Raw genomic sequence first — 25,347 nt, forward strand, 5'->3', positions numbered from 1 at the left:
AATATCCTGCCTAATTACAAAGAGTTTCAACGAGTACTAATACAATAAACGCTCATAAAATATAGATATTAGAACAATCCATTCTCAATATAACGTTAATATTTATTTATTAATGATAATTTTATCTATAATGAAACTTTTTCTAAAATTAACTATCAAACTATCCATTTGAAACAAACCGAAATTATTTAAGTAGTTAATTTATGGATTTTTTTTCCTTGTTAGATCTAATCAAGCAGATAACTGGTGTAATGTTCCCTATAGTTATGTTTTTTATTTCTGGCATTATCATATTAACAATTTCACGCACCTTTTTATGTATTTGGCAAAATGAACGTGTTTCTAATGCACAGGGTTGGAGAGTAATATTTATTTCTGGGTTGCGCATGGATATTGTAAGTATGTGCTACTTGGTCATATTACCTTGTCTTATCACACCTATTATTATTGGCGTTCCTTATTTAAATCATATTTGGTTAATTATTCTTTCCTTATGGATCACATTAGGATTATGGCTATTAGTTTATATGGAAGCAGCAACACCATTTTTCATTAAAGAATATGATGTACGCCCAAACCGCCTATTTGTTGAGTATCTTATCTATCCCAAAGAAGTGATGAGCATGATGTGGAGCGGTTATAAACTTGAGTTAGCACTGGGTTTAATCATTTCATTAACAACACTTTACTTTGGTTGGATATTTTCGAACTATCTTATTCAAGACCTCCAAACACCCAATTGGTACTGGCGTCCTATCATTGCCCTAAGCAGTGTTGCTTTATGTGTAATAGGCGCACGTTCGACATTCGGTCATCGTGCTATAAATCCATCCATGATTGCCTTTTCACATGATAATCTCATGAATGATTTTCCATTAAATTCAACGTATTCAGTTCTGTATGCAATGAAACTAATGCGCAAAACAGTTGATTCATCCACTATTTATCCCCCAATGGAAAAAGAAGACATTATTCAGACTATACAGGAAAATAGTCAATTACCCGCAGACGCTTTCAATTATCAGCCACTACCAACACTTGCCTACCACAAAGCAAGTAATACAGGTAAACGTAAGAACATCGTTATTTTGCTACAAGAGAGCCTTGGTGCGCGTTTTGTCGGTGGATTAGGAGGCTTACCATTAACGCCAAATCTCGATCTATTAATGCAAGAAAGTTGGAATCTAACTCGACTGTATGCCACAGGAACACGCTCAATTCGAGGGATTGAAGCTGTTACTACTGGCTTTTTCCCAACACCAGCTAATGCCGTTGTAAAATTACCTAAAAGTCAAAATAATTTTTATTCAATGGCTCAAACACTTAAAGATGAAAATTATCATACTCAATTCATTTATGCTGGCGAAAGTCACTTTGACAATATGAAAGGCTTCATGCTGGGTAATGGTTTTGTTGATATCCAAGATTTACCCACATTTCATAATCCAGAGTTTATTGGATCATGGGGCGCGTGTGATGAAGATCTTTACAACAAAGCACATCAACAATTTAGTATGCTTTCTCAACAAGATAAGCCCTTTTTTAGCTTAGTATTCACAACAACAAATCATTCACCTTATGATTATCCACAAGACAAAATAGAACCGTATAATCAGCCTGCAACCACGCGAGAAAATACCGTTAAATATTCAGATTACGCACTGGGTAAATTTCTAGAACAAGCTAAAAAATCAGATTATTGGGATGACACTATTTTTGTATTGGTAGCGGATCATGATTCGCGTGCTTATGGTGACCAAATAGTACCAATAGACTGCTTCCATATTCCTGCGGTCATTTTTGGTGGTGGTATTTCTGCATGTGAGGATAATCAATTAGCCAGTCAACTTGATTTACCACCAACGTTATTATCAATGGCTGGCATTAATGCTTATCACCCAATGATGGGTAATGACCTCACCAAAGAAGTAGAACAACATAAGCAAAGAGCCATCATGCAATACCACAATAACTTTGCGTGGCTAAACAAAGATAACCATGCTGTTGTCTTTCAGCCAAACAAAGATCTAATGACCTTTCACTATGAACCGACAACCCATGCATTGATACCACATGAATTACCAGACAGCGAAATAAAAACAGCGAATGCATTCGCGTTATGGGGCAGCTTGTCTTATAAACAAGATTTCTATCAATGGGATAAAATAAAGGCTGCACAAGCTAAAAACACTCAAAATTAATATACCCGCCGCTTTAAGACTTAAGGACAGCCATATATTTGAACACTTTTATGGCTGCCCTGTCTTTCACTAGCTTTCTTGAAACAAAGAGTAAAATGTAAATTAGTACCGATCATCTAAACAGCGATGACATTTACAGCTCTAATCTATAATCCTATGGCTGTCCTATCTTTTGTCCTTTTTAGCTTTGCTAATTAATAAGTGTTTGTGCATTATTGTACCCGTCGTTTAAATTTCAAAACGCGTCGATAAGTGATTATAGGTGAGTCATATCATCATAACTCTTCTTGCTAAATCAAATAACTAGCAGCTTTTATCCAACAACTGAGCGTGACTATTATGACCTTTTCTTCCATCAAAACCGCTATTATTGGCTACGGCTTTTCAGCAAAAACGTTTCATATTCCCTTTATTAACACCTTACCAGAATTTGAATTTACAGCGGTAAACACCCGTAATCGTGAAGCAGTCAATCGTGATTGGCCCAATGTGCAGCACTATGAATCTGCGCAAGATTTATTGAACCACTCTGATGCTGAACTTGTCATTATCACAGCCCCTAACGACGTCCACTTTGAGCTCGCTAAACAAGCACTTGAAAACGGTAAGCACGTCATCATAGAAAAACCATTTGTAACCAACATTGCCGATGGTGAAGCATTAATTGCCCTTGCCGCAGAGAAAGACCGACTCTTAAGCGTATATCACAATCGCCGTTGGGATGGTGACTTCTTAACAATTAAAAAGATGATTGAAGAAAAACGTTGTGGTGAGTTAAAGCATTTTGAATCTCATTTCGATCGTTTTCGACCAGAAGTTCGTCAACGTTGGCGTGAACAAGCCACCAATGGCGGTGGGCTTTTGTTTGATTTAGGCTCGCACCTTATCGATCAGGCACTGGTACTATTTGGTGTTCCTGATGCGATTACCGCACAATGCGAAATCATGCGCGAAGGCTCAACAAATGTCGATTACTTCAATATTGTTCTGCACTACCCTAATCATTTAGCGACCTTGCATGGTGATTTATTCAGTGCTGGTCCAAACAAACGTTTTACGGTGAAAGGCACGCAAGGAAGCTATGAAAAGTACGGCTTAGATCCACAAGAAGCGTGTTTAATTGCAGGCGTTTTACCTAACAAACCACAATGGGCAGACGAAACACCTGAGCAATATGGTCGTTTCTATAATGCAGATGGTAGCGAAACCATTACAACTGAGTCTGGTTGCTATCAACAATACTTTCAAGAACTTGCATTAGCCATTAACACCAATACAGCGCCACCCGTAACCGCAACAGACGCGTTATGGAATATCAAACTGATCGCACTCGCAATGGAAAGTAGCCGCCAAGGCAAGACGCTTACTATTGATAAATGGTGATAGTGGTTAATTAAGACCACCATTCTCTCTATCAAGCCAAAGACAGGACAGCCATATGTTTAACACTTTTATGGCTGTCCTTTTTATTTTTATTTTGCACTACCATTTATTTGTTTTGCTATAAACGTTGCATAATTATCTGTCATTCCGGAAACAAAATCAGTTATAGACATATAATATTCATAAGCTGAACATTCACCTGAAGGTAAATCATCTTGCATTAAGTCAAGTATCCTTTTTGACTTAAATGATTGTTTTTCTCCATTTTTTATTTTATCATCAACAGCAGTAATAAATGCGTTTAGTATTATTTCTATTGATGAATAAGATCCAACTTCAAGTTCTATTTTTCGTCTATTTGAAAAAATATTTTTATTCGTTATTTCTTTAATTTCTTTAATCCCATCTTTACATTCACCTGTTATTTTTGATAACAAATCACCTTCAAATTTTCCACTCATAATATCTTTATAATTAACATCAAATATATTAACCACTTCCAAAATGAGATTTTCTATTACCTTAGCCCTAAATTTTACAATTCTCTTTCTTGCTGAAAATGAATCACCAATATCGTTAATTTCCTGTACATTTGCTAATTTTTTAAATATTGGTATCACATCATTCATTCTTAATAGATTAAGTTCTAGAGCATCCTCTACATCTAGTATTTTATAACAAATATCATCAGCGGCTTCCATTAAATAAGCTAATGGATGTCTTGCGTAAACATTATCACCAAGCTGTAAAAGACCTAATTTATCGACTACAGTATTAAAAACATTAACTTCAGTTTGGAATACATTAAATTTATTTTTTTCTTGAGTTAATTTATGGTTTGATTGCCATGGATATTTAATTAACGCACCTAATGTTGCATAAGTAAGTTGTAAACCACCATCTTTATAATGATTTTCTAATTGTGAAACAATTCTAAATCCTTGAGCATTACCCTCAAATGACATCAGATCACTCTTTTGAGCTTCTGTTAGTGAAGAGTCTAATGAATGTTCATTTTCAGTAAACCATTGTCTTATTGCATATTCACCAGCATGCCCAAAAGGAGGGTTACCAATATCATGAGCAACACAAGCTGCTTGGATAATTGATGAAAAATCAACAGCTGTAATATCACTAGGTAATTTATCTTTTATTCTAACCCCAACAGCTAAACCAAGGCTTCGACCAACACTACTAACTTCAATAGAATGAGTAAGTCTATTATGAATATGATCATTAAAAGATAATGGATGAACTTGGGTCTTTCTTGCTAACCTTCTAAATGAAGCAGAAAAAACAATTCGGTCATAATCTCTATAATATTCAGTTCGTATACCATCACCATCATCACTATCAACACCAAGACGCTGACTAGTTAATAACTTATCCCATTGCATTTCCATAAAATATTCCTTAAATATAAAATTCTGATCGCTACTGGCACTTTATTTTCACTTGTAATAAATAATGAAAATTCAAAGAAATGACAGCCATATATTTTATATTTTTATGGCTATCCTGTCTTTCATGTTCAATATTTACAGATAGAAAACAAATTTAATGGCAGTGATATACACCCGTTTTGTGATTTGTATGACAACCATTAGAGTTTGTACCACCTGAATGGGCATTTGCCACACCTGACAACATTAAAGAGATAAAAATACAGATAGATAGCTTTTTCATTACATTACCTTAGAGTAAACTTTATGGTTTATTTTTTGAGAAATATACAACCAATGTAATAACAAAAAAGAATGGAAAACTATTTTATAGGTTTATATCAAATAATATACACAAAAGGGAATAATTAAAGGTCAAATATCACCTATTCGTATTATGTTTTGCTACTGAAACAATATTAATGGTCGTATTTAAATACGACTATTACAAAAAAACAGGACACCCATATATTTAACACTTTTATGACTGTCCTATTTTTCTCAGTAGAGAATAAGCATTAGATAGCAGCTATTGACGCTTTATATAAAGATACAAATTACGACATATGTAACAATGCACTACAATATGAGAAACAAACTAAAGAATAATTTAAAATGGCAACAACAAGTATTAGACTAGATCAAGAATTAATAGCCAAAGCGACAATTAAAGCCAAAGCCCTTAGCCGAACAGTACCAAAACAAATAGAACATTGGGCAAAAATTGGAGCGATAATGGAAGATAATCCAGAATTATCTTATGAGTTTGTAAAACAAGCAATTATGGCTAAAGCTGAAAAAGAGATAGGTCAATTAGAGAGTTATCAATTTGACTAATATAACTCAAATTTTACAGACTCCCACCTTTAAAAAAGCGGTAAAGAAACCACAGGCAGCAAGCATAGGACAGCCATATATTTAATATTTTTATGGCTGCCCTGTCTTTCATATGTCTTTCATCTTTCTAAAGCCCACACTTGTAACCGTCAAGATGTGCAGATATAAAAACGAATTTAATGGCAGTGATATACGCCTGTTTTGTAGTTTGTATGACAACCATTAGAGCTTGTGCCACCTGAATGGGCATTCACCATACCAGACAATATTATTGTGTTTTTATGGAATAGCGCAAATTTTCAATCACCAACATAAGTTATTATATTTTCAATAACGGTATAACCTGCGATTGAAAATATGTCTGAAAATAATTTAATTTGTGTCCTTTATGGTAGTTCAAACACTGGCAAAACCACCTCACTGCGGCTTTTAGCAAAGAAATTAGAGCAAATAACAATACCAAGTATCACTATTCCAAATGAGGATGATTTTGCCGTAACATTCATTCTAAAGAATAAAAAAATAGGCATTATTACGGGTGGCGATGACCGAGGTGCTATCGAATCAGGTTTAACACAAATTAATAATAATCGTCGCTGTGATATTATTTTTTGTGCCTCAAGAACTAAAGGTCAAACAACTGATTTCTTAAATGAAACATTTAAAAAAGAAGAATTACGCTGGATTACAAATATGTACGTCTATGGTAATAATGACGAACAAGCGTTCCTTTGTAATCAATCGGTTTCTGATTTTCTTTATAATTCATTGCTATTAGAATTAGCAGTATAACAAATCAAAATAAGCACCGAAAAACTGACACCTATCTCATTTATAAATAGTCAGTATCAGCTTCATATACCAAAAAGCCACACGCCATCACAACAATAAAACATTCACCAATTTAATATGTTATGTGTTAACAATCTCGCGTAGTATTCGTAACGTGTTATTTCTTAATAAAATAGAGTGACAATTAAATTATTCTGAATTAGGATAATTGCCATTAGTCGGGGGGCGTTAAGCTGAGATCACTGTAATGGTGGGACCCGTTGAACCTGAACCAGTTAAGACTGGCGGAGGGAACTAACTATCAACGGATTATCAACGTTAATAGATGCAAGCTGAGTCAACTGCACACTCTCATGCCGCAGTTTACACTTCCCCGCTTGATAACTTGTTCCTGATGCTAACGCGTAAGGAATGAAGTATGTCACACAACCCATCATCGCATCACACAACTACCCCTATTGTATTGACGATTGCAGGATCAGACAGTGGCGGCGGCGCAGGTATTCAAGCTGATATTAAAGCTATTTCAGCAACAGGCAGTTATGCTTGCTCGGTTATTACGGCGATTACCGCCCAAAATACGCAAGGCGTTAGCGGCATACTTGCCATTCCTCTTGATATGGTTGAGCAACAGCTGGACGCCGTATTCAGCGATTTAAATATTCAAGCAGTCAAAATTGGCATGCTCGCCGACAGTGATATTATTCGACTGGTTGCTACAAAAATTCGTCATTATCAACCAAAATTTTTAGTCATTGATCCAGTGATGGTTGCCACAAGCGGTGATGTATTATTACAACAACATGCCATTACTACCCTCAAAACAGAATTACTGCCACTGGCTGATATTATTACCCCTAACCTACCAGAAGCTGCTGCATTAACAGGTTTAGACATTCCACAATCACTGGCTGATATGCAAGCGATGATCAGTGCGTTACGGGAGATTAATCCTCATGCAGTGTTACTCAAAGGGGGGCATTTAGAACAAAGTAGTGATAGCACTGATTTACTCATTCTCGCCACTGACGTTATCGAGCTCACTACCCCTCGCATTAACACCAACAACACTCACGGCACGGGTTGTACCCTATCTGCGGCTATCGCGTCTTATTTAGCTCAAGGCGATGATCTTACAACGGCAACTACCTTGGCTAAACGCTACATTACCGCCGCCATAACCGCTGCCGATGAACTCAATATCGGCCATGGTCACGGCCCTGTGAATCACTTTTTTGCAGGTCATCATCATGTCCGTTGATCTGGAAATCACCATTACTAATGGCAGTTTACGCTATCACTCCAGCCCCCGTTCAAACACAAATAATGCGGTAATTGAAAATCTTAATCTAACTATTGCCGCCAATAAATGGACTTGTCTGGTGGGAAAAAGTGGCTGTGGTAAAAGCACCCTGATCAAGTTTTTAGCCGGATTACTCAACGAAAGTACTCAATGGCAAGGTCAACTAACGATTTCAGACAATCAGCCTTTAACAGGACGAGTCGCTTATATGGCGCAACAAGATCTGTTATTGCCTTGGTTAACGGTATTAGACAATGTTTGTATTAGCAGTAAGTTCGGTCATCACGATTCAATACCCAATTTAAAACAACGGGCAATGACATTATTAGAACACGTTGGTTTAGCAGATAAACATCAACTACTACCACAACAATTATCGGGTGGTATGCGCCAACGAGTCGCACTTGCAAGGACGTTATTACAAGACCAGCCGATTGTATTGATGGATGAACCTTTCTCCGCATTGGATGCAGTCACTCGTTATCGCTTACAAGATCTGTTTGTAAAATTACTCAAGCACAAAACCGTGGTGCTGATAACTCATGATCCTCAAGAAGCAATTCGATTAAGTGATCAGCTGTATATTTTGCAAGGCGAACCCGCTTTCGCAACGGCATTATCGTTGCCGCCAACATTGCCACCACGGCGCTTTGATGCTGAATCAGCGAACCACCAGCAACGTATTTTTGACATATTGGCACACGATCATGACTGATATTACCCGTTTAATCGCTACCAAATCGCCGCGTCAACAGCGGCACCCACAGCGTGAACTTGCAACACCGATACGATTACTGATCAGTATTAGCGTGCTACTTGGGTTATGGCAACTCACCGTGATGGTGTTTCACTTGCCGAGCTTTATTTTACCGCCACCACTGGCTGTAGCGCAGCGGTTAGTCTCCCGCTATGACGTTCTGTTAAGCAATACATGGGTGACCAGCCAAGAGATCATTCTAGGGCTGATACTCGGTTTATCATTAGGGTTATTTTTTGCCTTACAAATGCTGCTGTTTAAGCCCGTTAAACGATGGTTATTACCGTTATTGATTGCCAGCCAAGCCATCCCTGTATTTGCTATCGCTCCGGTATTAATGCTGTGGTTAGGCTATGGCATTGGTTCTAAAGTAGTAATGGCAGCGTTAATTATCTTTTTCCCTGTCACCACATGCTGTTATGACGGCTTACGCAATACTCCCACCGGTTACCTTGAGTTATCCGCCACCATGGGCGCGACCAAATGGCAACAACTTAAATATATTCGCTTTCCTGCTGCACTACCGGCACTAGCTTCTGGCATTCGAGTCGCGGTGGTTATTGCTCCGATTGGCGCAGTCGCTGGCGAATGGGTGGGCGCGAGCAAAGGCTTAGGTTATTTAATGTTGCAAGCCAATGCACGGATGATGATTGATGAAATGTTTGCCGCGCTATTTATTTTATCACTGTTATCAATATCGCTGTATTTCATCACGGACAGATTATTAAAACGCCTGATCCCGTGGTAACCGTAAACCCCGCTTAAATAGAAAATTGTAACCAGTACTCATTTAATACTTAATATTTAAAGGATCTATTGTGAAACGTATTTTGTTAATTACTTCAACAATGTTATTGCTGTTTGGCCTATCGGTGAGTGCAGAAGCTGCAACCGCTTCCCAAAAGCTCACCAAAGTAAGCCTAATGCTTGATTGGTTTGTTAACCCAAATCATGGTCCGATTATTATTGCTCAAGAACGCGGGTATTTTAAACAGCATGGAATCGAGGTTGATATTCAGCAACCTGCCGATCCATCATTACCACCGAAATTAGTCGCCGCCAATAAAATCGATCTTGCCGTTTCTTATCAACCCAATTTAACGATTGATGTCGCTGCTGGCTTACCTCTAATTAAAACCGCCACTCTGATTGCGACACCGCTTAATACATTGATGGTATTAAAGAAAAGTGGCATCACTGATTTATCACAACTGAAAGGTAAAACCATTGGTATTTCAGTCGCAGGTAATGAAGATGCAACTATTGGCACCATGCTTGCTGATCACGGAGTGAAACTAAGCGATGTCAATATCGTTAATGTCGGCTGGGCGCTATCATCTTCATTAGCATCAGGGAAAGTTGATGCTATTTGGGGCGGATTACGTAACTTTGAAACCAATCAATTAGCGTTAGAGGGCTACCCAACTACATCATTTTTCCCTGAAGAGAACGGTATTCCTAGCTATGATGAATTGATCTTTGTTGCCAACAGCAAACATTATAACCGCCAAGCGATCACTGCTTTTAATACTGCTATCGCACAAGCAACCACCTATATCATCAATCACCCAGATGCAGCATGGAAACAGTTTATTCAATACGCACCCGATACGTTAGATAACAAGCTTAACCATAATGCATGGAACGACACTTTAACGCGGTTTGCTTTGCGTCCTGCGGCTATCGATTTTAAACGCTACGATAATTACGCCCAATTTCTATTTAAACACCACGTTATAACCCAACTGCCCCAAGCCAAAAATTATATTGGCAGCTTCTAAGGAGAGATCACATGACATACCAAGATTTAATTGATGCTTGCCAACCCCAATGGACTACCTATACCCAGCACCCATTTGTGATGCAACTTGGTCAAGGTACACTGCCCCACCATTGTTTTATGCATTATTTAAAGCAAGATTTTTTATTCTTAAAACAATATGCACGCGCTTATGCGTTAGCGATTTATAAAGCCCGCACCTTAGCCGATATGCGTCGAGCATTACCAAGTGTTGCCGCTTTATTGGATCATGAAATTGCTCACCATATTGATTACTGTGGTGCTTGGCATTTAACCGAACAAGATATGGAACAAGAGCCAGAAGATGTCGCTACAGTCGCTTACACTCGCTATGTATTAGATGCAGGTATGCAAGGGGATATCATTGATTTATACGTTGCTCTTGCTCCGTGTGCGATTGGTTATGCTGAAATTGGCAACTTACTGGCTAATGATACAAAAACCGTGTTTGACAATAATCCATACCATAGCTGGATTGCATTATATAGCGGTGAAGAGTACCAACAAGGAGTTGCCACCGCGACAGTATACCTTAATAACCTCCTTGCGGAAATTTCACTACACAGTCAACGAGGTCAACAACTGGTTCAAACCTTTAAAGTCGCAACCGAGATGGAAATCGCGTTCTGGCAACAAGGACTCAATGCTGGAACTAACAACACAAGGGCTATTAACCATACATCAGGAACTGTCGATAATGCATAACTCATCACAACACACAGCGACTTCAGCTTCATTAACTGAAAGCATTATCACGGCACTGGCGCTGGTCAGAGAACAAAAACCGCTAGTGGTTAATATCACCAATTATGTAGTGATGAATAACACTGCTAACGCCTTATTGGCCATTGGTGCTTCACCGATTATGGCGCATTCACGTCAAGAAATGGCTGAAATGATGCACATTGCAGGATCGTTAGTGATCAATATTGGCACCCTTGATAATGAATGGATTGAACGGATGCTATTTGCCGTTGAACAGGCTAATGCCAATAATAAGCCGATAGTGTTAGATCCTGTCGGCTGTGGCGCAAGTGTATTACGCACCCAAACTGCTCGCACTCTGGCAGCGAATGCCAATAATCTGATCATTCGTGGTAATGCATCTGAAATCATTGCCCTTGCAGGTGAAGCCAGCCAAACCAAAGGCGTTGATGCGCTTGATAGCAGCGATACTGCATTAGTCGCCGCACAAGCGTTAGTCGCGCAGTACCAAGCTAATGTGGTTATCTCTGGTGAAGTTGATTATGTAGTGACAGCGTCACAGACCATCAGCCTTCGCAATGGCCACCACATGATGCCTTATGTCACTGGTATGGGCTGTTCATTAACCGCATTAACTGGTGCATTTGCGGCTATTGGTGAAACTTCAGGGCTGGCGGCTACTGCAATCTATGCCATTGCAGGTGAAATTGCAGCAGAACAATCAGCAGGTCCTGCATCATTACAGCTCAATATTATTGATGTTTTATATCAAATCAGTGCCGAGCAAATTTGTCAGCGACTTAATATGGACGTGGTAGCCTAATGATAACCAGCAACCACAATCCTTATTTGTTGTATTTAGTCACTGATGATCAACAAAACCTGACCACCCTTGAACATGTTGTGCGTGAAGCCGTTGCGGGTGGTGTGACAATGGTACAAATTCGTGAAAAACACGGTGATGTACGGGCATTTATTCAGCGCGCTCAAACCGTTAAAACGATTCTGCAACAGGCTTATACGGCAACAGGTCGTCATATCCCCTTAATCATTAATGATCGAGTAGATGTTGCCTTAGCGGTGGATGCTGATGGGGTGCATTTAGGCCAAACGGATATACCTGTAACTATGGCGCGACAACTGCTAGGGACGGATAAACTGATTGGGCTGTCGATTGAAACTGAGCAACAACTCATCGATTGTGCCAGCCTACCGATTGATTACATTGGACTTAGTGCTATTTTTGCGACAGCGACTAAAACTAATCTGATCACTCATTGGGGATTGGAAGGTCTGCAACGTGCAGCAGCAATATGCCCATTTCCGATTGTGGCGATTGGTGGCATTAATCACACTAATTTAACTGAAGTGATGGCAGCAGGAGCTGATGGGGTTGCGATTGTTTCAGAAATCAGTCATGCCGACAATCCTTGCCAAGCGACAACAGAAATATTAGCTGCTATAAGCACGAATAAACAACATCAAAATAAATAGAATAACGTTAGTTTCTACAATAAATATAAATAACAAACAATAATCAAGGTAGCTGAATATACCTTGGTTATTGTTTGAAAGATTATATAAAATAGCGATCGACTTACTTTTAATCTTGCTGTGGTGCTCGTGGTGGCATTGTTGCTCGTTCAATACTGCACTCATACGAGCCCATTTCAAACTCACGGCAAATCCACGGTCGATTTTCATAAATAGTACAAAGCAAAGTATCGCGATCAACAGCGGCACACCAGCCATCGTCAAGGCGTAGCATCACTTCACCGCCCCACTCATCAATATCAATGTATTCTTCAGGTACACCTGTGTCTGTAATGATCATTACTTCCAAACGGCAACAGCATGCTTGGCACGTACTGCAAGTCATGGTTGGATCAGGTTCAGTGCTTATATTGGTTATATCTATGGTCATATTTATCATCGCCATGTTTTCTTGCGCGCATAGTAACGCAAACCTTTATTAAAAACACGGACATCATAGTAATGACTTATATCGCTATTCATTCAAAATGTAGTATAAAAATAAATATCCCCCCTATTTTAGTGATTACTTTTATATTATTCACTTCCTATATAGATTTACGTTCATAACCTAAAAATCCATGCTATTGTAATAAAATCAATAACAAATTTTTAACCAAAAGGATGGTTATGCACGATATTACTACAATGACAGTCACGGTATTTATGGGTTTCTTTGCCATGATGAATCCCATTGCCAATACCGCTGTTTTTGTCGGCATGACAGGAAGTCAGACGCCAGAGCAACGTAAAAAGACTGCCTACAAAGCCCTTACCGCCGCTTTTTTTATCATCGCCACCTTCTGTCTTTTAGGTAAAGGGATCTTTGAATTATTCAGTATTACCCTACCAGCTCTACGATTATCCGGCGGTATTTTAGTCTTTCTAGTCGGCTATCATATGTTACAAGGTGATAGTTCAAAAATGCATTCTGAATCGAAAACTGATGATACTAACGACGAAAAAGACATTTCTATTTCGCCACTGGCATTACCGATTCTTGCAGGCCCAGGTACTATTGCGACAGCGATGAATTACTCAGCTTCAGGTTCATTTCTACATACAATCATTACAATTGTGGCTTTTGCAACCTTATGTTTAATTACCCTCGTATGCTTTCTTTATGGTCCGAAACTGGTTGATAAAGTCGGTGAAGCGGGGATCACAATTACCACGCGTCTAATGGGATTGATTTTAACGGTTATCGGTATGCAAATGTTAATTCAAGGCGTACATGATGCTTTCTTGTTGTTTGATACTGCTAACTTAGCGAAATAATCCACTTAAATTCATCACCCTCCCTCTTGATAACAGCCTTAGTCTTTCTTTTTACAAGGCTGTTATCTTACATTGGTTACATTTTCGCCCTCGACATTTACAAACAAACTTCTGTATAATGCGCCCCCTTACACATCATCTCTGTTTTCGTGCGTCTTCTTTTGGCTGTTACTGCCAAAAAATCATCGAATAAAACTGCTAGGAATACCTCTTGATATCTACCGCAAACATTACTACGTTTTTATAAGTAATCAAAGTATAAATGCACAGATCCATTGATTTCACAGCCGTACAGGTAATGATCATTTCTATAACCCAAGTATTTCCATCTCGTCATTAACGCCATAGGTCTTAGCTCGATTATTAGCGATGTCTCCTGACGTAGTTGGTATTGTTTCTCTAAAAGATACTCGTAAAACTACTTCCACCGCATCACCACCCGTTTGAGCAATGGTTGCATAATTTTCCATGCTGCCATTGAAATGCACCTCAACATCAGTGATTACGCACGGGTATAACTTGAACAAATCATAATGGCGTTGAAGTCCATTACCAATCCTTTCTTCAATCTTCCAAGTTGGTGGGACTCTAACAGTTGATGAATTCACCGATGAACCAACCCTATTAGCTTGATCTTCGTTGATGTGCGCTAACGCTTTGGATGCTTCGAAAGTCGGACTACTGTATTTCTTGAATAAATGAATAATTCTTGAACACTGCTTTAATTCTTCTTTATTACGAGGTCGCAATACATAATCAAATGTATTCTCTTTTAACTTAGCACCCTTGTATTGGCTTGTATGGTTACTGAGAACACGTTGACCAGTTACTTTAGTCATTGTGTCAGATTTCGCTAATACCTCAACAGCACGGGTTCTAAGTAGGTTTATAGCACTTCCAGCGGTTAATGTATTATCTAGGTATTGTGAACCCAATTGAGCAAAAACCGATTGATCCACCTGCCCAAAATCTTGGCTGGTTCTATCCATTAAACCATTATCAGGTAATGGCAATGCTATAGCGAACAAAGTAGAATCAATACTGTTGGTAATAGCATTACGTGTTGCTTTTTGGCTAGCGTAATTACCTTGACTTAATCCGATTTTCGAGCAACTAAAAACCAAGTAGCTACTGTGCGTAGGTATGTTATCGCCTGATGCGTATAAGATCGATGATGGAAAACTGAAGCACTGAATACCTGTGCTAACTTTAACGTCCATACTTTCTGTACGTTTTTTTTCTGATTCGATGACTGTTGTATTAGCCATTACTGACCTCGATTTTTAAATCCCAGTAAGCATTAATTATTTGTTGAATGGTGGCTGTATCATAACAAGCTGCAATACTTTCAATAGTGATCCCTGCTTCATAAGCCTTTACTATTCTATAACAGTCTTGGGGTGTTAAATTATTCATTTGATTACCTATTTGGTTATCCCACTTCGTGGGAGTCGAAGACAATTTGTTATTAATAATTTTTGGTAGTTAGGATCTATAAGAAATAGATAACTACCAAAATTATAATAAGTCATCGATTGTTATCATTGGCTTACTAACGTGGTTCGATAACACACGCTTAATCTTACGTGTGCGTCTATTAACGATTCTTTTAGTTGTATTGTTAGCTAAGTTGCTATAATTGGTATTGAACTCAATCAGTGCGGTTTTAGGTGGCTTTACGTAGCTTTGTCGATGGATTAGCTTACACTGTTCGGTAGTTGTACCACCTGCTATCAACTCAAACCCCACCGACATCAATACAGTCATACCAAATAAAGTCCATTACACTTGGTTTACTCATTACAAAAGCCCCAATGCTGCCAAACCACTTGATCTATCTTCCCGTTGATGATTAACAACTTTCAAGCCATCACGTAAAATCTCAAGGGTTGCCTCAATACTATCTCGGTGATCGGTGTCCTCGACAATTTTTAATTCTGTTGTCAATTCTGCTATTGCTTCGATAATCTCGACCTTACGTTTAGCAATGGCGACTTTGGGCATAGTCGATACCCGTTTCTGGAAATTATCAATAATACTCATTCCACATCACCTGTGGTGTCTTCAACTCCAAATGCATGGCGTAGGTATTGATTGCGACGTTTACGACTTCCAATAAGGTTATACTTAGGATGTACGATTTTATCGAGTTCATCATCTAATACTTGGTCAACATCTAATGTCATTGACTTTTCTGTATTGGCTGTCAAACCCTTCACCGTTTGTAGGTATTGCTTTTGCTCTGCTTCGGTAAGATTATCTACCATTAGATTAATTGCACTACGTATACAATGTTCTTTTTCAAGCCTAATCATTTCTTGAGGTTTTAATACTTTGTTCGTAAAAAGCTGACGACTTATGTCAAGTGCTAATCTCACCGTTGGGTTTAAAGCCGCTTTTTCTATTTTTGTTTTTGGCTTACGAATAACATTAAGATCATCGTTTATTAATCCAAGGCGGTATGCACTTAATTCCTTCAAGTCATCTTGAATAATGCTTAGTACTACAACCAATTTTGTGATTATAATTTTTTCAATTTGATTACTAACTTCTATCATTTTTAAATTCCTACTTTGATTAATTTATACCTGTATTTATTACGTTTTTTGAAGATTATTTTCTTCACTAAATAAATATATAAGCAAAAAGGACTCCATTGATGAATAATCAAATTGACCTACAAGCGGTGATCAAGAACAAAATTAACGGTGTATCATTACAGCATCAAGCATCAAAACTTGGTTTGAATTACAAAACGTTATGTTCTCGTATAGCCAGATACAAAAAGAAGAACGGTTTTTAATAGGCTCCGTTTTCCTGTGTTAACTTAATATTATGATCGTAATTGTTTTAAATTCCTAGTAAACGAAAAAGCCACCGCTAATTAAGCGGTGGCTTTTTTTATTTCTATTAATTAATAAGATCAACTGACATAATTTGATTATTTTCAAAATTAATTACGATTGCACCTGACTTTGGTAAATCGATTCCAAATCTATACTTTGACATACCAACAATAGCTGTTAGATCATAATCTGGAATAGGTTGATTTTGCTTTTCAATTGATGGTCTATACCACGAATCCCATTGTTCGTGGCTATTACTAAAACTATTAATTCCACCCATTGAGCCTCTGTTTAATACTTTCATTACACTACCGCCTGACGTTGTAGATTCATCAAAAATGTAGGTGTTAATAGATTTTCGAGATCCGTTAAAATGTCGATCTCTGTCCCTTGTTTAGTGGTAGCACGTAAACGATACGCTTTACCTTCTTGGTCTAAAGTGACCTTTTGAAAGATTGACTCTATACTGCTAATGCTTTCTTTTACTTGTTGTTGTTGCTTATGAAAATCATTAAAACTGATCATAATTACCTCGTTAAAAAATTATTAGTTGCTAGTGCTTCAATAGCGGTTATAAGATCATTAGTTGGTATGGTTCGCCAATCTTGCGTAGTACCACCAAGCACTAAACAGATCCCGTTTATGGCATCTGCTTGCGTAACTCTTCCACCAGCCACGAAAGATAGATAAGCTCTTACGGTCTCGCTATTGATAAAATCACCTTGTGAGAGTGCTACATACTCATGCTGTAGCACTTCAGTTTTAAGTCTATTCGACTCCGCCCATTCATCTAGAAGGCTTGTACGTTCGTTACAGTAGTCTATAAACCTCATTCGATAATCTCCCAATGAATACCACTAGAATCATTATCAAGGTCAAGCGCATTGTGTAAGCAGCCATTGATAGGTGGTAAAAATCCATGCTCTCGTAAGTAAGCAATACTTTGCGTTTTGCTTTCTATCATTACCAGGTCTTGACGTTCTTGGGTTAGCTGTTGCCGCTCAAGTTTTACTAACAATTCATCATTTGGATCAGCACAAGGTCTATACAAAAAATCTTCTATAAAATCGTTAATCATGCTCACCTCATTTGACGATACAAATCGCCATTACCCACCGCTTGATACAAGATGCTACATACCATTACCCTATCGTCCTTATAGCCTTTCTCAGCCTCGAAAATAGAACGCTTTTCATTCTTACTGCTGAAGTGCTCTAACTCCGTAAGCAAATCAAAATCAAGTATTCCTATTTCTTGTTGTAAAAATGCTGTTCTGAATAATCCTAGACTTGGGGTTTTAGTTTTCTGTGTAGTTGTTACACCGTAGCGTGATCCACTCTTATAGATGTTAATCGGGTTACGGTCTTCATGTTGCAACTCATTAATAAATTGTGTTCCGCTTCCGTTTGTCTCAACTATTACCAACGGATCGTAGTATTCCTCGTAGAGACAATCGATAAGGTCACCAGCGGTCTTTAAACTAACATTAGGTTGTGCAAAAGTTGCTACTTGCATGAATAACCCTTTATGGTACGCCCACACTGATAATGCGAAATTATCCGAGTCACCACCGCCACCATTGCTAGGATCAACCGACACCACATAGTGTGTGTCTGATCTCCCTGACTGATACATTTTAAGACCACCGTAACAAATTTCAGGATCTGTAAAGCTGCGGCTTAAAAGCTGTTGTTTGTAGTTCTCGATTGCGTCCAACGAGATAAGCTGGTCTTCACTTGATAGAAAACTACACTCATAATCTTGTTTAAAACGTTCTAAACCGATCTTGTCTATTTCATCAGCAGCAAACGGGTTAGCGTAAGTTGTTACTAATTTAAAACTGTATGGTGCTGTTAACGATAATTTGAATTTCTTTGTATAACCATTGTCGGGATTTTCCCACCAGTGTACCTCGTGAATAATCCATTTTTTAAACTCAGGATCACCTACTTGCTCTACTGATAAATCACTGTATTTTATTGCTTTTCTACATACATCATAAAAGTGATTTTTACCTCGTGGGGTTGATGTAATAACGACACGTGATTGATCATTACTTGATGTTAAAGGTATTACACCTGACTCTAGTAACTCTTGTCCGTCTTTCTGTAAAGCGTATTCATCCATCCATGTCAAAGCGTATGAATAACCGTTCACCGTATCTGGTTTGCTTGGGTGGGTATTAACATAGCTACCGTTTTCGAGTTCAATACCGTCAACCGAAAGATTGACAATACCCACGCTTAAAAAGTCGGGAAGTCCTTCAAGTACTCGCACCACATCACGTAAGTTCTTATTACTATCATCTTTAACCTTATTGATGATCCCTACACCCTTATAAGCGTGGAAGGTGATTAACCATGCAATAAAGACAGCAACGGTTACTGACTTACCCGTCTGTCGTGACTGGTTAGCAACGTTAAAGCGGTTAGACTGTAATGATCTAAGTAGCTGTATTTGATACGGTCTAGGTTCGAATTGAATAGCGTAATCGTGGCTACCATTGAAAATAGAAACATAGTTTTGTGCAAAATAAACAACATCACGACGGCATCGATAGAACTCGTTTTCAAGGTGTTGTGTATACGTTATCTCAGCATCTACTGATCGTAATTTGCGGTTACGTGCATAACGGTTGTCTTTATCACGGACGTTCTTATAATCAGTTGCGGCTTGATCTGTATTTTGAAAAATACGTTTCTTATACTTGGTCTTAACTTTTAGTGTCTTGGGTAAAACACGGGAAGGTACTTCTATTAATTCGTTAGTAACATGCTTTGATTTAAAATCAATGTCGTCTAATAATTCACTGACTAACATAAGTCAGCATCCTTACCAATACGATAGATCGTATTAACATGACAACCGCATAACCTTGCTATCTTGGCTTTTTTCATACCAATAGTAAGATAATTAATAACATCACTTTTCTTGATGCCAGTATCAGTATAGCCATAAGAAAAACCATACTTTTTGATAAGCTTGTTTAACGTGTCACGATTAATACCTGTTTTATCTATAATCTGTGTCTTGGTGTATTGGTCAACTTCGATAAACTTTTTTATTTCTTCGTGATTGTATTTGTAACCTTTGTATGACAAATCCATAAAATACCTTTTAATTTAATTTATAAAGGTATTTAGTCTTCGTGGTTGTACGGTTTTTCGTTATGCTGGTAGGCTTTATAGTTATGCTGGTGGATCTTGTCGTTATGCTAGTGGATCTTGTCGCTGTAGGTGTAGGGAAAGGGGGTAAAATGATGACGTGGACTATGTTTGTATAAAAAAGAGTAACTATTAACAGCCACCCTATCCAAAGTACTGGCAATAATTAGCCGTCATTTATTTTGATCTTTAATGTAACGGTACAACGTAGCAACTCCAATTCCTGCTGCTTTTGCTGCTTGTTCTTTTGTTAGTCCTTTATCAAGTAAACTAATCGCAGATTTACATGCTTTAACATTCTTCTCACTTTGTGGACGTCCTTTGTATGCTCCTCTTTCCTTAGCAATCTTGATACCTTCCGCTTGACGTCTGCGTCTATCTTCATAGTCTTTACGGGCTGTAGTCGCTAGGATTTCTAATAACAAATTATTAACATGTTGTAAGATCTCTCCCACTAATGAAACTGAATTAGTAAGAGCTAGATGTGAGGTAGGTAAATCAAGTGATACAAGGTGAATACCTTTATCTTCTATCGTACGCTTTAGCTGTCGCCAGTCCTCCGCTGTAAGGCGTGTAAGACGATCCACCTGTTCAATTATTAAAATGTCACCTTTGTCGCTTTCTGATAAAAGTTGTATTAATTGTGGTCTATCCAACTTTGCACCGCTAACATTCTCAATGTAATAGCGATCAGCTTTTAGATTGTGATTTATTAAAAAGCTGTCGATAGCTTCTTTTGCACGACTTGCGTTCTGTTCTTCCGTTGACGCTCGTAGGTAAGCTAGTATTTTCATAATAATCTATCATTTAAGTTTACTTTTAATACCTGAATGATAAATCATTCAATAGGGTGTGTAAATAACCCTAACGATAGAATTCTATCATTTAATTTAACCCTATCATTTTGGCATACTCTAATGATAGGTATTAAAATACTGCTTAGTAGCGTAATTGGTATCGTTCATTGAGGTAGTATCAAATGAAATTAGATTGTAGATACTTAATATCTGCAATAGAGTACTGCGATAAAAAAGCTATTTTATTTTCATTTTGCTTATTCCTGAGTGAATAAGCGGATTGACTCATAATGTATAATTTCACGGATAGCTGATCCGCTTATGGGGTTATTACTAAATGCTATCTAAAAATGTGTCTATGTCGTCGGTTTGATCTGGCTCTGCAAATGCTGTTTTATATTTCAATTGCAGTTTTTCACTTGCAGCATAAACCCATTCCGCACTTGGTATACTTCCATTAAAGATCTCATGCTGCTTAATTAATAACGCTAATTCTAGCTGTATCATTTCTTCAATTGGTGAAACTGACGATCTAAGATTTTCCGCAAATTGCACAATTTGTGCTGCTCCGCTTTCTAGGTCATACGTTTTAGGTTTGAATGATGTTGCTATTTCATACGATTTAACATCATTCCAAAATGTTGCTGTATAGTATTTTCCTGCTTCGGTGGTGTTGTGCGTAACATGGGTGTAATGGTCAACCCAGTCGCTTGCATCATCATCCCAACGGGTCATAATTGCGTATGGCTTATCTACATTTACGAAAAGCCCAACAATCATTAACGTGTCATTCGTGGCGTAAAAATCAGGGTTGTCTATCTTGGTCATGTGACGTTTGATCACTTCCTGTAAACGAGTATAACAATACTGACGCTTATCTGATTTACCTTGCTTTTTCAATACTTTCAACATTCTTTTCCCTTCCTTGTATAGCAATAGCGGATCTTTATGGACTGCTATTTTTTTATCTTTGGTTTTACCTTTAACCAACAAACTGCATTCAATAACATTTGTCGATAAGTCATTAGTAAAAACATTAATATTTGTTTGATCTTGGAAACTATGACTTTCCAATACTGTGGGTTTCTTTGGCATCTTGTTCTATTCCATTGGTGTGAATAGGTGACAATCCGACAATTTGCGATGGGTATAGTTTGACGATTTGGTTAATTCGTGCTGGACTAACTCCGTAATGCTTCGCAATTGCTCTCTGATTGTAACCACTATTCATTAGTTTGATTATGTTCGGGTGGTCGGCTTGGCAAATCTTCATAATAACCCCGTAAAACTTAATAAAAGTTAAGTTTTTAGTTTAAAAAAATGGACAATAAGTCCGTGTGAGATAATTAAAAATTAATTAGCTTTTCAATGTCAAATCAAAATTAAACATTGAAAAGCCGAAATTAATCGGCTTGAACATAATTGAAATTAGGATAACCAGTCCTAACGGATAACGGATAACCAGTCCATTACCTATGTATTTATAATAACACATTTTTTAAAAAAGTAAACAATTATACTTGACATCGTCATGGCTATTATGGCATAGGGAGCCACGTATGCGGATCAGGGGAAACAACAACTTATGACATTTCCAAAACCACACATACACCACACATACGATTTCCAAAACCACACATACACCACACATACGATTTCCAAAACCACACATACACCACACATACGATTTCCAAAACCACACATACACCACACATACGATTAGGAAATTACTATAATCTTGTGATGTAAGTCACTGTTTTTTAACGATTTTAATAATGATTTTTCGGCTATTTGGCTTTCACAATAGCAATTTAATAACAACTAATTTTACACTTCGTGCTTTTTAAACATTAATAGGTGTTTTCACAATAGATTGTAAAATCCCCAAGGGGGATTGTTACGGCTTGATAAAACCTTTACTGGATTAGAGAATACCTTTACTGACAATAGATATAATCATTACTGGTAACCAATCATTACTGACAATAGATATAATCTTTACTGGGTTCTATATAGCTCCAGAAACGATTGTAAGAGGTTTAATTGATACTGGGTTAATCTTGTATCAATCGTTATCGACATCGTTATCTGGTGCTACTGGTGGACTGGTAAAAATAGTGGGGGGGAGTTTTTACCAGAACCCTTGCTATCACTGGGCTGACGGGAGCAACTAATAACTAATTTAGAAACCATCTGCGTTACCGCATTAACGATAAACCATACCAGATAAACTAAACCATTATAGTATTGTAACCAGATCCCACGGTGCTTGCACCGTGATTTAATTCGCTAAGGTTGTAATGTTTGGTTTCTAAGTTAAGGTAATGATTTTCTTTACTAGTTATCTTGATAATGATGTTTTCTTGATAATCAACCTTATCAACTAAAGTTAGGTTTCACCATGATAGCTATTGTACTTGATAATATTGATTATCATTTTTTGTAGGTCGTTCCGCCCTCCAAAAAATAAAACGTTGTAACCCTGTAACGATTTTTCAAGTTTCTTTTACTGGATCTTGATCAAGATTTGCTACCTACAATCTATCTTGAAACCATCATGTAAAAAGGTTGCAGGGCGGTTGGTGGCTGCTTGCAGCCAACAAGATAAACTAATTTTAATAAAACTATTACTAAGATCTAGCAATCAAGCATTACCGATAAAACCACATAAAAAAGGTGACCAAATAGTCACCCTTTATGTTTATTACTTACCATCTAATTTTTTTGATAATTCAATCTGATTTTTTGCATTTTTTAGTTTAATCACAAAATTAACGCTACTAATAACTACCATGTAAATACAAAATAGTTGAGCATAGGTTAACGTTAACAATGAACCAATACCTACAGCACAAAATACACCCGAATAACTAATAAATAGACTAGTTTTAACAATAAAAATCTGTAGTGATGTTCCTATCACTAAAATTCCCATTATCATCGCAGATACAACAATTACACCAACTAACGATTTTACTGCTCTTTCATCTTCTTTAGAAAAAATAGATATTACTTTCGATGATTGAACCACGCTTAAAATTACTTGAGGGTAAACATAAGCAATCCACAATCCCATGATAGTAAAAATCATAGCTGATGTATTTTGAAGAATCGAAATCAGATTCTGTACATCTTTAAATTCTATCTCGTTTCTAAAACAATAACTAACAGCAACTATTATGACTAAAATAATCACATGCCAGATTATAAATCTTATACTTGGCGACTCCATTTAATCACCCGTTAACAACGTCCTCTTCATGCTCATCTAGAGCAAAGGGAGCAAGTAAGCTATCTCGGTTTAACTCTAAAGCTGCAAACAATCGCCTTGGTGTATAATGACCAGTGTCATCAATACCACCTTCCGCTAAATCACTTACGACCAGAGTATTTTTTACAACAAATTTATTCAACCAACAAATACCACCAACCCCTTCTTTTTTAAATCCAAGATTACGCCATTCATCTACGCCACTATACTCTTCATTATAACGTTCAAAAACTTGTCGTAATTCTTCAACGGTGGGTTTAGCTTCAATGTTAATTTCAATCTTACGAGTTTCTTTAGTAACTTCTCCAGAAACATAAGGGGAACTTCTAAAAAATCGTGTCCAATCCTGCTCTTGAATTGTACGTGCTGCAATTACATCCCGCTGTACAAAATGAGTAATATCTCTCGCTATTTGACCAAGATCTGCCTGAGTTGTGATCTTAGTATACTGCTTACTTTCACAACGGAACCACAATTTATCATTATTCGTATCATCATCAGACTTAAATGTTACTAAAGTATAACTTCCTTGTGCACCTTCTTTCACTTCTCGAACTTTTTGCTTAACATTACTTTGAAGCCAAATAAAATCTTTAAAATACGAATTAACCATTGCAGAATCAGCAATAGAATTATGAAAACGGATAGAAGAAAATAAGTTTTGTCTTGGACAGAACCAGTAATACGATGCCTCACCCCAAATAACACGAGCATTATCTTCTACTGCTTCATCTGCATTATACAAACGATTATCATCTAATCTAGAGTCAGCACGAATACCATACACACCATTACCCTGCCCAATGGCTCGCCATAAAACTAGTATGTAATCACCTGTATCTGGATTATGCTCAATGGCTTTTAGGTATACCTTTTTTCGATGTGAATAGCCTTCCGTCTCATCATCCCATAATAAAGTATCTTCCAATGAAATACGATCTTGGAACCATTCATGTAGAGACTCAAGCATTTCTCTCATCTCTAAAGGTTCACAATTATCATGCTCTCTATAACGATAAAAGCCTAACTTAGTAAATTTAAAAAAAGAAACAACACCTGTACTCATGTATAGACTCCAATTAATTTATTTTATAAGCAAATTAGAGCACATAAAATCAAATAGAAGAAAGGTAAAAAATGCAGATTCAGTGATAAACTTCAAAGTATGCAACTGAAATCATAATGTAAACATTATCGCCTAGTTTTATGTAATAAAAATCTAAAACTAACTATTACA

General features: G+C 37.4%; 30 protein-coding genes, 1 pseudogene and 1 riboswitch. Of the genes and pseudogenes, 13 read left to right on the forward strand and 18 right to left on the reverse strand.

The window, feature by feature from the left end; all coding sequences use genetic code 11:
• Positions 1-203 precede the first annotated feature (203 nt).
• Complete coding sequence (locus C9I86_RS03425) at positions 204-2,201, forward strand: LTA synthase family protein (RefSeq protein WP_107275627.1); 1,998 nt, start codon at positions 204-206, stop codon at positions 2,199-2,201.
• A 339-nt stretch (positions 2,202-2,540) separates the two neighbouring features.
• Entirely contained in the window at positions 2,541-3,584 is a 1,044-nt protein-coding gene (locus C9I86_RS03430; RefSeq protein ID WP_107275628.1) for an oxidoreductase, read from the forward strand.
• Between the two features lie 89 nt (positions 3,585-3,673).
• Here the strand turns inward: C9I86_RS03430 and C9I86_RS03435 are convergent, their stop codons facing one another.
• A complete protein-coding gene (locus C9I86_RS03435) occupies positions 3,674-4,987 on the reverse strand; it encodes a deoxyguanosinetriphosphate triphosphohydrolase (RefSeq protein ID WP_065194647.1) in 1,314 nt (437 codons plus the stop codon).
• A 154-nt stretch (positions 4,988-5,141) separates the two neighbouring features.
• Positions 5,142-5,234: a YHYH domain-containing protein gene (locus C9I86_RS20370; RefSeq protein WP_232572657.1), complete on the reverse strand. Its 93-nt coding sequence runs from the start codon at positions 5,232-5,234 to the stop codon at positions 5,142-5,144.
• 407 nt (positions 5,235-5,641) lie between these two features.
• Here C9I86_RS20370 and C9I86_RS03445 point away from each other — a divergent pair, with 407 nt between their 5' ends.
• The gene (locus tag C9I86_RS03445; protein ID WP_107275629.1) at positions 5,642-5,863 is read left to right on the forward strand and encodes a hypothetical protein; all 222 of its coding nucleotides are present in this window, start codon (positions 5,642-5,644) and stop codon (positions 5,861-5,863) included.
• A gap of 176 nt (positions 5,864-6,039) precedes the next feature.
• Here C9I86_RS03445 and C9I86_RS20375 read toward each other — a convergent pair whose 3' ends face one another.
• Positions 6,040-6,120, reverse strand: a complete 81-nt coding sequence (locus C9I86_RS20375) for a YHYH domain-containing protein (RefSeq protein WP_107275630.1) — start codon at positions 6,118-6,120, stop codon at positions 6,040-6,042.
• Between the two features lie 100 nt (positions 6,121-6,220).
• Between C9I86_RS20375 and C9I86_RS03455 the strand changes: the two genes are divergently transcribed.
• The 8 genes and pseudogenes from C9I86_RS03455 (at position 6,221) to thiE (ending at position 12,715) form a co-directional block, all read left to right on the forward strand.
• Positions 6,221-6,655, forward strand: coding sequence for an ATP-binding protein (locus C9I86_RS03455; protein ID WP_107275631.1), 435 nt, complete (start codon positions 6,221-6,223; stop codon positions 6,653-6,655).
• 209 nt (positions 6,656-6,864) lie between these two features.
• A riboswitch (TPP riboswitch) is annotated at positions 6,865-6,965 on the forward strand.
• 108 nt (positions 6,966-7,073) lie between these two features.
• Positions 7,074-7,916, forward strand: a complete 843-nt coding sequence (thiD, locus tag C9I86_RS03460; protein WP_107275632.1) for a bifunctional hydroxymethylpyrimidine kinase/phosphomethylpyrimidine kinase — start codon at positions 7,074-7,076, stop codon at positions 7,914-7,916.
• The gene (locus C9I86_RS03465; RefSeq protein ID WP_107275633.1) at positions 7,906-8,673 is read left to right on the forward strand and encodes an ABC transporter ATP-binding protein; all 768 of its coding nucleotides are present in this window, start codon (positions 7,906-7,908) and stop codon (positions 8,671-8,673) included. Before thiD ends, C9I86_RS03465 begins: the two co-directional genes overlap by 11 nt.
• 70 nt (positions 8,674-8,743) lie before the next feature.
• Positions 8,744-9,463: pseudogene (locus C9I86_RS03470) on the forward strand (ABC transporter permease); the annotation flags it as partial.
• Positions 9,464-9,533: 70 nt separating this feature from the next.
• A complete protein-coding gene (locus C9I86_RS03475; protein ID WP_369924934.1) occupies positions 9,534-10,496 on the forward strand; it encodes an ABC transporter substrate-binding protein in 963 nt (320 codons plus the stop codon).
• Between the two features lie 11 nt (positions 10,497-10,507).
• Positions 10,508-11,221: a thiaminase II gene (gene tenA / locus C9I86_RS03480; RefSeq protein ID WP_107275635.1), complete on the forward strand. Its 714-nt coding sequence runs from the start codon at positions 10,508-10,510 to the stop codon at positions 11,219-11,221.
• On the forward strand, positions 11,214-12,044 hold the full coding sequence (thiM, locus tag C9I86_RS03485; protein ID WP_107275636.1) for a hydroxyethylthiazole kinase: 831 nt from the start codon (positions 11,214-11,216) through the stop codon (positions 12,042-12,044). Before tenA ends, thiM begins: the two co-directional genes overlap by 8 nt.
• On the forward strand, positions 12,044-12,715 hold the full coding sequence (thiE, locus tag C9I86_RS03490) for a thiamine phosphate synthase (protein ID WP_107275637.1): 672 nt from the start codon (positions 12,044-12,046) through the stop codon (positions 12,713-12,715). The genes thiM and thiE overlap by 1 nt, the downstream gene beginning before the upstream one ends.
• Before the next feature lie 109 nt (positions 12,716-12,824).
• Here the strand turns inward: thiE and C9I86_RS03495 are convergent, their stop codons facing one another.
• Positions 12,825-13,145, reverse strand: coding sequence for a YkgJ family cysteine cluster protein (locus C9I86_RS03495; protein ID WP_080156117.1), 321 nt, complete (start codon positions 13,143-13,145; stop codon positions 12,825-12,827).
• Between the two features lie 239 nt (positions 13,146-13,384).
• Between C9I86_RS03495 and C9I86_RS03500 the strand changes: the two genes are divergently transcribed.
• Complete coding sequence (locus C9I86_RS03500) at positions 13,385-14,032, forward strand: MarC family protein (protein WP_080156118.1); 648 nt, start codon at positions 13,385-13,387, stop codon at positions 14,030-14,032.
• Between the two features lie 308 nt (positions 14,033-14,340).
• Here C9I86_RS03500 and C9I86_RS03505 read toward each other — a convergent pair whose 3' ends face one another.
• The 4 genes from C9I86_RS03505 to C9I86_RS03520 form a co-directional block, all read right to left on the reverse strand.
• A complete protein-coding gene (locus C9I86_RS03505) occupies positions 14,341-15,300 on the reverse strand; it encodes a baseplate tail-tube junction protein (RefSeq protein ID WP_107275638.1) in 960 nt (319 codons plus the stop codon).
• Positions 15,293-15,448 (reverse strand): hypothetical protein, encoded by a 156-nt coding sequence (locus C9I86_RS20000; RefSeq protein WP_158258913.1) that lies wholly within the window; start codon positions 15,446-15,448, stop codon positions 15,293-15,295. The genes C9I86_RS03505 and C9I86_RS20000 overlap by 8 nt, the downstream gene beginning before the upstream one ends.
• A gap of 384 nt (positions 15,449-15,832) precedes the next feature.
• Complete coding sequence (locus C9I86_RS03515; protein ID WP_107275640.1) at positions 15,833-16,075, reverse strand: hypothetical protein; 243 nt, start codon at positions 16,073-16,075, stop codon at positions 15,833-15,835.
• Entirely contained in the window at positions 16,072-16,590 is a 519-nt protein-coding gene (locus C9I86_RS03520) for a hypothetical protein (protein ID WP_107275641.1), read from the reverse strand. The genes C9I86_RS03515 and C9I86_RS03520 overlap by 4 nt, the downstream gene beginning before the upstream one ends.
• 101 nt (positions 16,591-16,691) lie before the next feature.
• On the opposite strand from C9I86_RS03520, the gene C9I86_RS20005 reads away from it, so the two are divergent.
• Positions 16,692-16,835 (forward strand): hypothetical protein, encoded by a 144-nt coding sequence (locus C9I86_RS20005; protein ID WP_158258914.1) that lies wholly within the window; start codon positions 16,692-16,694, stop codon positions 16,833-16,835.
• A 107-nt stretch (positions 16,836-16,942) separates the two neighbouring features.
• Here the strand turns inward: C9I86_RS20005 and C9I86_RS03525 are convergent, their stop codons facing one another.
• The 10 genes from C9I86_RS03525 to C9I86_RS03570 all read right to left on the reverse strand — a co-directional run bounded on the left by C9I86_RS03525 (position 16,943) and on the right by C9I86_RS03570 (position 25,176).
• On the reverse strand, positions 16,943-17,182 hold the full coding sequence (locus C9I86_RS03525; RefSeq protein WP_107275642.1) for a hypothetical protein: 240 nt from the start codon (positions 17,180-17,182) through the stop codon (positions 16,943-16,945).
• Complete coding sequence (locus C9I86_RS03530) at positions 17,182-17,403, reverse strand: hypothetical protein (protein WP_107275643.1); 222 nt, start codon at positions 17,401-17,403, stop codon at positions 17,182-17,184. Before C9I86_RS03530 ends, C9I86_RS03525 begins: the two co-directional genes overlap by 1 nt.
• 2 nt (positions 17,404-17,405) lie before the next feature.
• A complete protein-coding gene (locus C9I86_RS03535; protein ID WP_107275644.1) occupies positions 17,406-17,711 on the reverse strand; it encodes a hypothetical protein in 306 nt (101 codons plus the stop codon).
• Positions 17,708-17,956, reverse strand: a complete 249-nt coding sequence (locus tag C9I86_RS03540; RefSeq protein ID WP_107275645.1) for a hypothetical protein — start codon at positions 17,954-17,956, stop codon at positions 17,708-17,710. Before C9I86_RS03540 ends, C9I86_RS03535 begins: the two co-directional genes overlap by 4 nt.
• Before the next feature lie 2 nt (positions 17,957-17,958).
• Positions 17,959-19,698 (reverse strand): terminase large subunit domain-containing protein, encoded by a 1,740-nt coding sequence (locus C9I86_RS03545; protein WP_107275646.1) that lies wholly within the window; start codon positions 19,696-19,698, stop codon positions 17,959-17,961.
• Positions 19,692-19,985 carry a hypothetical protein gene (locus C9I86_RS03550; protein ID WP_107275647.1) on the reverse strand — a complete coding sequence of 98 codons (294 nt, stop codon included), beginning with the start codon at positions 19,983-19,985 and terminating at the stop codon, positions 19,692-19,694. Before C9I86_RS03550 ends, C9I86_RS03545 begins: the two co-directional genes overlap by 7 nt.
• Positions 19,986-20,215: 230 nt before the next feature.
• Complete coding sequence (locus C9I86_RS03555) at positions 20,216-20,836, reverse strand: recombinase family protein (RefSeq protein WP_107275648.1); 621 nt, start codon at positions 20,834-20,836, stop codon at positions 20,216-20,218.
• Between the two features lie 336 nt (positions 20,837-21,172).
• Positions 21,173-21,934, reverse strand: coding sequence for a hypothetical protein (locus C9I86_RS03560; protein ID WP_107275649.1), 762 nt, complete (start codon positions 21,932-21,934; stop codon positions 21,173-21,175).
• A gap of 1,609 nt (positions 21,935-23,543) precedes the next feature.
• Positions 23,544-24,071 carry a hypothetical protein gene (locus tag C9I86_RS03565; protein WP_107275650.1) on the reverse strand — a complete coding sequence of 176 codons (528 nt, stop codon included), beginning with the start codon at positions 24,069-24,071 and terminating at the stop codon, positions 23,544-23,546.
• A 4-nt stretch (positions 24,072-24,075) separates the two neighbouring features.
• Positions 24,076-25,176 (reverse strand): hypothetical protein, encoded by a 1,101-nt coding sequence (locus C9I86_RS03570; protein ID WP_107275651.1) that lies wholly within the window; start codon positions 25,174-25,176, stop codon positions 24,076-24,078.
• Positions 25,177-25,347 lie beyond the last annotated feature (171 nt).

The sequence above is a fragment of the Photobacterium sp. NCIMB 13483 genome (assembly GCF_003025475.1).
In the GTDB taxonomy this organism is placed as follows: domain Bacteria; phylum Pseudomonadota; class Gammaproteobacteria; order Enterobacterales; family Vibrionaceae; genus Photobacterium; species Photobacterium piscicola.